The 11,862-nt window shown below is 55.7% G+C and carries 7 protein-coding genes and 1 pseudogene; 5 read left to right on the forward strand and 3 right to left on the reverse strand.

What is annotated here, in order from left to right; translation table 11 throughout:
- Nucleotides 1-43: 43 nt before the first annotated feature.
- A complete protein-coding gene (gene ilvN, locus ACTID9_RS22270) occupies nucleotides 44-1,453 on the forward strand; it encodes an acetolactate synthase small subunit (RefSeq protein ID WP_441067053.1) in 1,410 nt (469 codons plus the stop codon).
- Nucleotides 1,454-1,973: 520 nt separating this feature from the next.
- On the opposite strand, the gene ACTID9_RS22275 is transcribed toward ilvN, so the two are convergent.
- Nucleotides 1,974-2,117, reverse strand: coding sequence for a hypothetical protein (locus ACTID9_RS22275; RefSeq protein WP_441067054.1), 144 nt, complete (start codon nucleotides 2,115-2,117; stop codon nucleotides 1,974-1,976).
- Nucleotides 2,118-2,180: 63 nt separating this feature from the next.
- Here ACTID9_RS22275 and ACTID9_RS22280 point away from each other — a divergent pair.
- A pseudogene (locus tag ACTID9_RS22280) lies at nucleotides 2,181-2,471 on the forward strand (TetR/AcrR family transcriptional regulator C-terminal domain-containing protein); the annotation flags it as partial.
- A 78-nt stretch (nucleotides 2,472-2,549) separates the two neighbouring features.
- Here ACTID9_RS22280 and ACTID9_RS22285 read toward each other — a convergent pair.
- The gene (locus ACTID9_RS22285) at nucleotides 2,550-3,035 is read right to left on the reverse strand and encodes a hypothetical protein (protein WP_441067055.1); all 486 of its coding nucleotides are present in this window, start codon (nucleotides 3,033-3,035) and stop codon (nucleotides 2,550-2,552) included.
- Nucleotides 3,036-3,268: 233 nt separating this feature from the next.
- Here ACTID9_RS22285 and ACTID9_RS22290 point away from each other — a divergent pair, with 233 nt between their 5' ends.
- Together ACTID9_RS22290 and ACTID9_RS22295 are read left to right on the forward strand one after the other, a co-directional pair.
- Nucleotides 3,269-3,709 (forward strand): N-acetyltransferase family protein, encoded by a 441-nt coding sequence (locus ACTID9_RS22290; RefSeq protein ID WP_441067056.1) that lies wholly within the window; start codon nucleotides 3,269-3,271, stop codon nucleotides 3,707-3,709.
- 299 nt (nucleotides 3,710-4,008) lie between these two features.
- Entirely contained in the window at nucleotides 4,009-6,555 is a 2,547-nt protein-coding gene (locus ACTID9_RS22295) for an NEW3 domain-containing protein (protein ID WP_441067057.1), read from the forward strand.
- A gap of 83 nt (nucleotides 6,556-6,638) precedes the next feature.
- Here the strand turns inward: ACTID9_RS22295 and ACTID9_RS22300 are convergent, their stop codons facing one another.
- Entirely contained in the window at nucleotides 6,639-11,144 is a 4,506-nt protein-coding gene (locus ACTID9_RS22300; protein ID WP_441067058.1) for a helix-turn-helix transcriptional regulator, read from the reverse strand.
- Nucleotides 11,145-11,356: 212 nt separating this feature from the next.
- Here ACTID9_RS22300 and ACTID9_RS22305 point away from each other — a divergent pair, with 212 nt between their 5' ends.
- A complete protein-coding gene (locus ACTID9_RS22305; RefSeq protein ID WP_441067059.1) occupies nucleotides 11,357-11,782 on the forward strand; it encodes a MarR family winged helix-turn-helix transcriptional regulator in 426 nt (141 codons plus the stop codon).
- The last annotated feature ends 80 nt before the right edge of the window (nucleotides 11,783-11,862 follow it).

Below are 11,862 nucleotides of genomic sequence, written 5' to 3' on the forward strand. Positions count from 1 at the left end.
TTATCATAGATTCGATTCAACATTGAAGGGAGCATACAGATTCGTGGCAGCACTTACTTCACACACGTTATCGGTGTTGGTGAACGATCAGCCAGGCGTTTTGGCCCGCGTCTCCGACTTTTTTGGCCGCCGTGGCTACAACATCGACAAATTGACGGTCGGCACGTATAAACACCAGGGGGTTTCCCGCATCAAGATTTCCACATCGCTGGATGAACGGGCAGTCGATCAGGTAATGAGCCAGCTCGAGGAGCTGATGGACGTCATCTCCGTCAGGGCGGTGCGCCACCGCGTGGCCCAGAGCAAGACGCTCCCGTTTTGGCTTGTGGCGTACGGATTGTTCATCACCCTGCTTGGGACGAACATCCCTGCACCGCTTTACGCCCTCTATCGTGCGCAATGGAATTTGTCCGCCGGGATGATCACGCTCATCTTTGCAGCCTATGCCCTTGTCGTCATTCCGACGATCATTATTTCCGGCCAGCTGTCTGACCGGATCGGGCGCAAGAAGCTGTTGATTCCCGGCGTTTTGTTTTCTTTGGTCGGCTCCATCCTGTTTGCCTTGTCGGACGGGCTTTCCATGCTGCTGTTTTCCCGCATGCTGCAAGGCGTCTCCGTCGGCATGCTCAATGGCGTGGCGGTTGCAGCCATGACCGAATACGATGAAAAACATAGCCGGACGAAATCCGCCTTCGTCGCAGCGCTTGCCGTGACGCTCGGCAATGCGATCGGTCCGGTCATCTCCGGCTTTCTCGGGGAGTACGGTCCTTATCCGATGCAGCTTTCCTATTTCATACACGTGATCGTCGCCATCCCGGCTGTACTCGGCTTACTGGCGATCCGGGAGCAAAAACGCACCGTGTCCACCGCTGCCCGCTTGCATGCGCCCACGGTGCCGGCAGCCATCCGCCGCCCCTTTGCGCTCGCGGCGGTCACATCGTTTATCGCCTGGTCGATCATGAGCCTGATGCTGTCGATCATTCCGTCGTATTTGGGCACATTGGTAGGCAAATCCAACCTGAGCCTGTCCGGCACGGTGATCGCGCTCGTGCTCGGCCTGTCAACCTTGCATCAGATCATGCTGAAAAAACGGCGCATTCCGGCCTTGATCGGAATCGGCTATCTGTTTTTGGCGCTCGGCCTGATCGCGATGGTCGTCACGCTGGTGACCAAATCGCTCCTCTTCCTCTTGCTCACCACCGTCTTTATCGGGCTGGGGCATGGGCCGACTTATGCGGGTGCTTTGGCGCAGGTTAACCAGGTTGCGCCTGATTCTGCTCGCGGCGACGTTGTTTCGTCGTTTTTTGTGGTGACGTATTTGGGCGTGAGCATCCCGATTCTTGGTCTGGGTTTTGCGGCGCAGTGGATTGGCCTTACATCGGCTATCGAGATTTTTGCTGTGGCGATGGGGGCTTTGATAGTCGGTAGCTTGGTGGCTTGGAGGCGGGGCTGATAAAGAGCGTTGGTGGAGGTTCCGGGATTTTCGGAAAAAAGCTCCGCGTCGCTGTTACGCTGCCTGCTGGGGGCAGGGGTGACCGGCTCCGCACAAAAATGGAAACCGCGCCCCAATGCCACACGCTGCGCGGCGGGGGTAAGCTGATGGAGTGAGCTGTTTGGTGGAGGGTCCGGGATTTTCGGAAAAAAGCTCCGCAGCACTCTTACGCTGCCTGCTGGGGGCAGGGGTGACCGGCTCCGCGCAAAAATGGAAACCGCGCCCCAATGCCACACGCTGCGCGGCGGGTGTATCTCAAGGATGATATGAGGCGCGAAAGACGTTTCCATTTTTGCGCTCCGCCTGGCGGGCATCGTAAAGGCGCCGCTCCGCTTTTTTCCAAAAATCCCTTGGCTGCTGAGGCACTCCCTCTGCTTAGTGGGTGAATGATAGAAAAAAGAAAAGAAAAGAACAAAAAGAATACAGAAGAAAATCAGGTTACTCGTTGCGATTTTTGTAGCGAGTAACCTTTTGTTTTTCACTATGCTCCGGCCTTTCGTTTGAAAAAGCCGACCAGTTGTCCGTCTTGCGGAACGACCGAGACAAGTTCCCAGCCGTTGCGGCCCCAGGTGGTTAGGGCGTGGTCCAGGTAGCCGCCGCCTTTTTGGCCGTTGGTTGTTCGCACGTAATCGCCAAGGCCGGTTTCGGTGGCATATTCCCATCGTTCTAGCGTTTAGCCGGTTTTGATGATCAACACATTCCATGGGCGTCCTCCATGCTGAAAAACTACGTATTCGGATTCGTCACGGAGGAAGCCCGGATGGCTGCACGCGCGAAGGCGAAAGCGGTCAGCTCTGCTGAACTCACCGAAACGTACCATACCGCCTACACGCAGCTGCCCGCCGAGCATTTCCCGACCATGACTCGCCTGGCGGCCTATACGACCGATCCCGATTGGGAGAGCGAATTTCGCTACGGCATGGGCGTATTGATCGACGGCTTCACCGTGCGTCTGGCGGCCAAAGGCAAACATGACTAGCCGAAATCCGGATGGAACGGATTTCGGCTCATTTTTTGAGGGCAGCGTAACCAGATCCGGATCGCCACCGTGTTTCTGTTATTTTGAAATCAACTGCCCCACCTTTGCCTTCATCGCCGTGATCACCGTCCGCTTGTAGCGCACAGCCTGGGACAGCACCTGAACTTGCTGGCGGCGCGACAGCTGCTTGAAGCGCGGCTCCTCCTTCAAAAACGTGCGTGCAATCGATAACGCGGCGGGCGTCAAATGCCCCGGCTTGATCCCCGGAAAATGGCTGAGCAGCCGCTTGTTGCGAAACTGGTGGAACCACGCGCGAACCTGTGACTTGCCTCTGCTCTCGTCGACCAGGCAGGGCGCGACCAATTTTTTGGTATGCTTGCGCAAATATTCGTAACGGTCGTTCCCGAGCAGGATCACATAGCTGCCGTCTTTGCGGTTTTTGCGCACGACGACCAGATTCATGCCATCGAGCATTTTGCTGCGCAGCTTTCGGATTTGCGCCGTCATTCTCGGGTAATGATCGGGCTTGATTTTGCTGAGCGGGATATATTGAACCGTGAACACGCGGCATCCTCTCCTTTTGCCACATGGCAAAGATCAGAGCGGGATGAATGGAATCACTTGAGCAGGTACAGCGGGCCAAGATAGCGAATGTATCTGATTCTCACAGCTTTTTCCCGGCTCTTACTCTAACGTATGAGGCAGGCACCCTCTCTGCTACCGCTGTCTGCCGGACACGCGGGCAGTTTCAACCCATGCACCAACCGCAACAAATCTAGCGAAAGCAGGCGATAAAGATGGACATTCGCAGGGCGACAGTGGCGGACCTCGACGGGCTCGCCCCCTTGTTTGATCAATACCGGATGTTTGGCAACCAGCCGTCCGATGTGGAAGCGGCGAGGAACTTTCTTTTTGAACGTATCACCAACGACGAATCGGTCATTTTCATCGGCGTGGAAGATGGCCGCTACCTGGGGTTCACCCAGCTCTATCCTTCGTTTTCCTCGCTCTTTATCAAGCGGCTGTGGATTTTGAACGATTTGTTCGTCACGGCGGAAAGCAGGGGAAAAGGGCTGGGCAAGCTGCTCCTGGATGCCGCCGTCCAATTGGCCGTCGAGACGAACGCCAAAGGGGTGAAGCTGCAAACCGATGTGAATAACGTAGGCGCGCAGCGATTTTACGAAACGAACGGCTGGACGCGGGATCAGCGCCATTTTTATTATTTTGTCAATATATAGAACGCGAAAAAACACCAGGTGAATGCGCTTGGTGTTTTTTTGCGTGTGTAACGTGCAGTTAATAAATTGACTATTCAGAAATATAGAAGTATAATTTTGGTAAAACTTAGTTAGTAAAATTAACTAACTTCCCGAACAAAGTCCCAACCGATTTCGCTACCCTTGTCGTTGCAGCATAACGAACAACGTTCGGTCTGATGCCTGTCTTTTGCATTGTCTTTCGCGGGTCGATCCATGGTCACAGCGAGAAAAGCAGCCAGACGCGCCATGATTGATAGAATCATCAATCTGAAGAGGGAATGGAGGAACGTTTGTTGAAAAAGGGGACATTTTCCAAGCTGTACACACTCACGGCTGCGGCCGCGCTGGTCTCAAGCCTGCTTTTGCCGGCCGCACCTGGCACCGCTTATGCAGACCGCGGCGTGGTTGATCTGTGGAAAGCCATCAAGCCGCTGACCACAATCGCCAGCGCCATGAACACCGGGGCTCACCCGGATGACGAGCACAGTGCGGTGCTTGCTTACCTGTCATTGGGAAAAGGCGTCAATACGTTCAGCATCATCGCCAACCGAGGCGAAGGGGGACAAAACGAGATCGGCAGCGAACTGGGCAACGCCTTGGGGATCATCCGCACGCGCGAGCTGCAGGAAGCATCCAAAATCACGAACGTTCATCTGGAAAACCTCAGCGAAAAAATCAACGACCCGATCTTCGACTTCGGTTTTTCCAAAAGCCCGGACGAAACGCTGGCAAAATGGGGCGAGCAAGTGGCCTATGAGCGGTTGATCCGCAAAATCCGCACGCTGCGGCCCGATGTGGTCATTCCCGCTTTCTTGAATGAGCCTTCCACCCACGGCCACCACCGCGCCATCAACGTCATCACGGTGCGCGCTTTCAAAGATGCAGCCGATCCAACAGTCTTTCCCGAGCAGTTGAAGGAAGGGTTGTCCCCTTGGCAGGTGAAAAAGCTGTATCTGCCTGCGACCGAAAAAGATTACACCGTGAGCGTGCCAGTCGGTACATATGACGAAATTTACGGCGCCTCCTATGTGCAGCTGGGCGAGGAATCCCGCTTCATGCACAAAAGCCAGGGGATGGGGCGCATGTATGACGAAGGGCCTGGCAACAGCTATTACAAGCTGGATCAATCCGCGGTTCCGGCCAAAGAAAAGGAAAGCGATTTCTTCGACGGCATTGCCTACACGTTTGACGATTTGGCCAAAGAAGTGTCCGGTCAACCCGGCTCCGGCGAAATCGCTGCCGAGCTGAAAAAGCTGCAAAAAGACTCGGATGAAGTGATCGCTGCCTATCCACACTTTGCCGATGTCGCGAAAGAAGTGCACGACATGCTCGCCGATGTGCAAAAAACGGCAGCCGACGTGAAGGCAGCCAAGCTGTCGGCTGAAACAAAAACCGACCTGCTCTATCGCCTGAATGTCAAAGCTGACCAGCTGAACAAGGCGAGCGCAGAGGCGCTTTCACTCGTTGCCAAAGTAAAGCCGGATACCGGCGAGCTGGTGGCGGGCCAAACGACCAAAGTCACCGTCAGCGCCTACAACGGCGGCCACGAAACGATCGCCAACGTGTCGCTCAAGCTGAACGTCCCGAAAGGATGGCAGGCAAAAGCGCTGTCCAGCGCAAGCTTTGCGCAACTCGGCTACAACCAGACGGTCAAAACAACCTATGAAGTGACGGTTCCGGCCAATGCCGCCTTGTTTGAACCGTATGCGGCACCGTCGCTCACGGCTGACATCGGATACAGCTTTGCCGGTCAGGCCACACAAGTCCATGCCACACCGTCTGATGCGGTCGCCGTCCTCCCGGCATTCTCGCTGGCACTGAGCCCAAGCGCAACCGTGCTTAACACACTGAAACCGCAAGATCCGGTGCCGGTCAAAGTCACGGTGAAAAACTACAACCCGGGCCCAGCTCAGGCAAACATCTCGCTGAACGTCCCGGACGGCTGGAGCGTTGAGCCGAAAGCAGCGCCGCTGTCCTTCTCGGCCAAAGGGGAAACCAAATCGGTCGCCTTCACGGTCAAGGCATCTGCTGCTGTCAAGCCTGACAAATACACCGTAACGGCCGTCGCGACGAGCAATGGCAAAGAAAGCCGTCACGGCGCGCAGGTTATTCGCTATCCGCATATCGGCACCACCTATTTCGTGCAACCGGCGCAGCTGGCGATCCAGGCGTTCGACCTCAAAGTGCCGGAAGGGCTCAAGGTCGGCTATGTGTCCAGCGGCTTTGACAACATCGATCAATACTTGCAGCAGCTTGGCGTCAACGTGACCAATCTGACCGCCAAAGACATCGAGTCGGGCGATCTGAGCCAATACGACACGATCGTGCTCGGCATCCGTGCCTATGGCTTCCGCCCCGAACTGATTCCAAGCAATGCCCGCCTTTTGAAATATGTAGAAAACGGCGGCAATCTGGTCGTCCAATACCACAAGCCGGAAGATAAATGGAAGCCGGAGCTTGCACCGTATCCGATCAAGATCGGCGAGCCGCTCATCCAATGGCGCGTCACGGATGAAAATTCGAAAGTGACGATGCTCGCCCCCGATCATCCGCTGTTCAACACGCCGAACAAAATCACCGCAGCCGACTGGAACAACTGGATTCAAGACCGCTCCGCCTACAACCCTGCCCAGTGGGGCAAAGAGTACACCGAGCTGATCTCCAATGGCGACCCGGGCGAAAATGAATTCACCGGAACGTTCCTGTCAGCGAAGTATGGCAAAGGGACGTATACCTACAGCTCGCTCGTCTGGTATCGCGAAATCCCGGCACTGGTGCCCGGCGCGATCCGCCTGTTCGTCAACATGGTGAGCCTGCATCAGTAACGACGGCCGCGCACCAAAGCGAAAAAGAACCTGGCCTCCTTTCACAAGGGGTCAGGTTCTTTTTCATTCACTGTGCCAGCGCTTTAGTCGTTGCCGAGCAAATGATACCGCTTCGCCTCAGCCACCGCTTTCGTCCGCCGGTTCACGTTCAATTTGCCGAAAATATTTTTCACGTGTGTTTTCACGGTACCGATGGCGATGACCAGCTGGTCGGCAATCTCCTTGTTGGACAATCCCGCTGCCATCAGGTTGAGGACTTCCAGCTCCCGCTCGGTCAACGGTTCGGTCAGCGGTTGTGCCGATGGCTGCCCGGTCGGCATCGACTCTTGCGGCAAGTCGTTTTGCCGGTCATCGTCTGTCGGCGGTTCCGTTTGCACGGAAATCGTCGTTTCCCCAAACGAATGCAGCAAGTTTTTCACATAGATCACTTGCGCCGCAAGCATTTGCAGCACCTTCAGCCGCACTTCAGAAAACGCATCGGTCGTCAGGTTGTTTTCCAAATACAGGACGCCTCTCCATTCTCCCGAGATGATGATCGGCGCGCATAAAATCGAACGCGGCTTCTCGCGGATGACGTACGGATCTTTGGCAAAAAGCCCGTCGCTCGCCGCATCCGCAGCAATCATGACGGAGCCGGTGCGCCACACGTAGCGCAGGACCGACTCCGCCGCCGTCTCGCCAGCCGCCCATGGGCTTGATTCGGCCGACACGTTCGCGGCGCGGTCGGTTCCCATCTCCACTTCGACCTGAAACGCCCCGGCTTTTTCCGTGATCACGCACCCTTTCTGGGCCCCCGCGTTCTCGATGATCAACTTCATCAATCGGCTCAAAAGCTGCCCCAGATCGAGTTCCTCTGCCACCGAGTGGGAGGCTTTCAAAATCGTCGCCAAATCAAGCGCTGCCGCCTTCTCCACAGGCGCCTGCTCACGGGGGCTCGCGCCGGCAGCCGGTTTGCCTGCCGACAGTAACGCAACAGGAGCGCTTTCCTCCGCAGCCGCCACTTCCGCCTGCGCGCTTTGCGGGAATTCCGCCAAAAGCCTCTCCGCTTTCACGGTTGCTCCCCACTTCCGGTAATATTCGTACGCTTTCGCCGCGTAAAAATCGGCGCTGCTCGCGATTTCCCGCTGCCTGTAGAAGCGGGCCGCCAATTCGCTTGCGATGGCCACATTTTGCACATACCTGTCCCTCGCTGCCAGACGGATGGCCTTCTCGTACATCTGCATGGCCATGCCATCCTTTTTGTTGAGGCGTGCCAGCTCAGCTTCCAGCAGCAGCACTTTATGCTCATAATTTTCAGGGCAATGCTTGGCCCAGTCATGGAAGCGGCGGAGGTTTGCCTTCAACCGGGCGGTCATGCGCTTTCGTTTCCAGCCGTTCCACTTCTCCATATTCCCCGCGATCGCAAGCGAATGGTAAAACAGGCATTCAGCCAGATGCGGCAGATGTGTCGCATATGCCATATACGGTTTTGCCTGTTTGGCATACTGAAGTGCTTGCTCGTACTCCCCTTGCAAATAATGCAGCTGTGTTTTGTACGTATAGTATTGAAACAAAGTGGTCGCGAAAAATTCCGTGTGCTGCACCTGGCGCATGAAGGCGTCCTCGTCAAACTCTTTCGTGGCAAAAGACACCGGAGACTCCGTCAAACCTTGCAGGGCATAAATCCATTGCTGGTACAAAACAAAATTGTCGATGACGAATTGGTCCTTTGTTTCCGCCAATATTTCCATATAAGCGGCAATCCGGCGTTCCAGCTCGACGATGCTTTTGCGCACATAGAACGAATTGATGTGCCCGCCCATGGCATAGCTGGCGAAAACATAGTCGCCGCCTTCCAAACCGCACAGGAGCCCTTGCTCCAAATAGCGTTCGCCTTCTTCCGCATGCATGAGCCAGCGGGAAATGACCGCGCCGTACATCACATACGTTTTCGGCTTCACCGACAAGATGTTGAACCGGTCTACCAGCTCCAATGCGACCCGTCCCAATTTATATCCGGTTTCATAATCGCCCATCCCAAGCCCGAGCGCCAGGCCATAGCCGGCAAAAGCAGCTGCGGAAATCGGCGACAGGCCGTGTTTGAGCGTTAGCCGCACAGAACGCGACATCAGCATGACATATACCTCTTTATTCGAAAAAAACGCCGGTGCGGCGAGCGTCAGAATCAGGTCCATCACCATTCTCTGCTCCGCATCCTGCATGTCCGGCAATTCCGTCAGCCGATCGATATGATGGCGCAGATGCCATTTGGTCAGGCTCAATTCCTTGAACAGATCGAGCTGCTTCGGTTTCACAGGAATGTTGATGTTAAACTCCGCAAGCAAGCGGGCACCGAGCGAAATCGCTTCCGCATATTTCCCCAGGTTCACGTATTGCGTGGCGATGACTTTGCAAACGGCTGCCCGTTCCAGCCGATTGCGGGACCGACGGCTCAATTCCCCCGCCAGCTTCTCCGCCTGCTCAAAATCGCCGCACAAATACTCGCATTCCGTCCGTTCCAGCAGCAGCGCAAAGCACAAGCCAAAATCCGCGGCCCAATCGGTTTCCCGAATGAGCACCGCACCTGCTCGGCAATAAACAGCTGCCGTGTCAAATGCCGAGGCCGCTTTCGCCTTTCGTCCCGCTTCGAGATTCAGTGCCATCAGCTCGAACCGCTCCCGCTCCTCGCTGATCAGCGAAACGCCGGCATTCAGGTGACTGACAAGCTCAAAAATGTCGACATCAGACGTACCCGTTCTGCGCTGGAGGGCCAGATAGGTCCCCACCTTGTAGTGGAAGCGCTGCTTCCGCTGAGGCTCCACCAATGAATAGGCGGCTTGCTGAATACGGTCATGCAAAAAGCTGTACGAGCTGCCATCATCCGAAATGATCAGCCCTTCCTGCACCGCGCAGTCAAGCTCCTGCTGCAGCTCTTCGTTGGAAATTCGCTTGACAGCAGACAGCAGCCCAAGGTGAAAGCGGCTCCCCAGACATGCAGCGAGAGAAAGCATCGCTTGCGTCCGTTCCGGCAGCCTTTTGATTTTATCGACCATGAAGTCCAGCAAATCGGCTGTCGTTTGCTTGCTTTCAATCGCGCGCACGTCCCAGCCCCAGCTTCCCGTCTCCGGCTGAAAAAACAGCAGCCCTTCATCATGCAGAGATCCGAACAGCTGCCGGAAAAAAAACGGGTTGCCAGCCGTCTTGGCATACAAGAGGCTGCTGAGCGGAACCGCGCTCTTTTCCTCGATTCGGAGCGTCTCGGCGACCATCCGGTTCAACTCGACGGGCGACAGCGGCCCGAGTTCAAGCAGCTCGACATTCACCCCTGCCGTCCGAATCTCCTCCATTTTCAGCATGAGCGGATGATTGTCGCCCACATCGCTTTCGCGCCATGCCCCGATCACAAACAAGGACTGGCTGCCCGGGTCCGTCAGAAGCGAATCGATCAACTGCAGGGTGGCGGCATCCGCCCACTGCACATCGTCGAGAAACAGTGTCAGCGGATGCTCTTTTCGCGTCACGACCTGAATGAAATAGCGGAACGACAGCTGGAACCGCCGCTGCGCTTCGGAAGGCGACAGCTCCTCCACCTGACCGACATCGCCGACCAACAGCGTGATTTCCGGCAACACTTCGACGAGCACCGCCGCATTTTGCCCCAATGCCAGCTTGATTTTTTCCTTCCACCAAGCTGTGCGTTCTTCGCTTTCCGTCAAAATTTGCCGGATCAGCTCGCGAAACGCCTCGATCAAGGGCGCATACGGTATATCCCGATTGAACTGCTCGAATTTCCCTGAAATGAAGTACCCGTTCTCGCTGGCGAGCGATCGCTGCAGCTGCCTGATCAAGGCGGTCTTGCCGATCCCCGATGGTCCGACAATCAGCATCAGCTCGGTCGCCCCGAGGCTGGCACGCAAAACCGCTTCGCGCAACAGGGCGATCTCCCGCTCCCGCCCATAAAGCTGGGGCAGCATCGCGAACAGACGAGACACATCCTGCTGTCCCAAGGCAAACGGCTCGATCCGCCCGCTCTCCTGCCACATGGATTGGCAGCGTGCCAAATCATGGCGCACCCCTTCTGCGCTCTGGTAGCGCTCATCCGGGTCTTTGGCGAGCAGCCTCTCCAATATCGCTGCGATCACAGGCGGCAGTGCAGGGCGCCACGTCACTGCGGATTCGGGCCGCTTGGCCAAATGCGCATGTGTCCACTCGATGGCATCCCCGGCTTCATACGGAAACCGACCAGTTATTATTTGATAATAGATGACGCCAAGCGAATACAAATCCGAACGATGATCCACCGGTCGCTGCAATCGCCCCGTCATTTCCGGCGACAAATACGGCAATGTTGCAAGCATTGCGCTTTCTGTGGCGATGGCATCACCATCGTGCATCACGCGAACGTTCATGGACTGCGGGTTGATCAAGATCGCAGACGGCTTCAGATTGCGGATGACAATCCGTCTGCGGTGCAAGTCACCAACGATGGCTGCCAGCTGCAATGCCAGTTGCAAAAAGTCCGGCAGGCTCCATTCGCCCGAGTTGGCAAGCATGGCTTCCAGTGTCATGTCGTCACGATTCTCGACTGAATTTCCTAAGGTGTACGTCATTTGCGACTTCCTTTGCTACGAGGTTTACTGGGAACTATGATTCGACATTTTTTGGCTTTTTCCTGTGCATGTTCATTCAAGATATGACCTTTTTCCTGCGAAATCATTTCGTCCGGCCCGGTCATGCAGCCGAATTGACTGTCCGAACGTTTCTGTCTACAATAAACGATACAATTCGTATCTACCGAAACCAACCGCGGAGGGGAAACAGCATGAACGTGAATTTGCAGCACTATATCGGTCTCACCATCCATCAAACCGATCTGCTCGTTTCCGCCTTTGTCAAAAATAATCTGGCTCCGCTGAACCTCGCCCCTGCCCAATCCTTGATCCTTGCGCTGCTGCTTGAGCAGGACGGACTGTCCCAAAATGAAATTGCGGAAAAAATGCTGCGCGACAAGACAAACGTGGCGCGCATGGTGGCCAATCTCGAAGGCAAAGGCTTCGTCCGCCGGGCCACGAACCGGTCGGACCGCCGCTTGCTGCATGTGCATTTGACCGAGACAGGCCGCGAGCTGGCCCAAAGCATCATTCCGATCTATGAGGACATCCATCATACGATCTGTCAGGGCGTCACGCAGGAGGAGCTTGATTTTTTGCACAAGATTTTGTTGAAGCTGCGCAGCAACCTTCCGTAAAAAGATGCACGAACGTTTGCTATACAGCCGACTGCAACGCGAAAACAGCCAGGGAAAAACGCCCTGGCTGTTTTTTACGT

It is taken from the genome of Brevibacillus fluminis, from assembly GCF_052072235.1.
Lineage (GTDB): Bacteria > Bacillota > Bacilli > Brevibacillales > Brevibacillaceae > Brevibacillus_D > Brevibacillus_D fluminis_A.

Bases quoted from the DNA above. Each gene is read 5' to 3' on its own strand.
- ACTID9_RS22305 (WP_441067059.1), top strand. From the start codon at position 11,357: ATGAACGTGAATTTGCAGCACTATATCGGTCTCACCATCCATCAAACC.
- ACTID9_RS22295 (WP_441067057.1), top strand. From the start codon at position 4,009: ATGGAGGAACGTTTGTTGAAAAAGGGGACATTTTCCAAGCTGTACACA.
- ACTID9_RS22300 (WP_441067058.1), bottom strand. From the start codon at position 11,144: ATGACGTACACCTTAGGAAATTCAGTCGAGAATCGTGACGACATGACA.
- ACTID9_RS22290 (WP_441067056.1), top strand. From the start codon at position 3,269: ATGGACATTCGCAGGGCGACAGTGGCGGACCTCGACGGGCTCGCCCCC.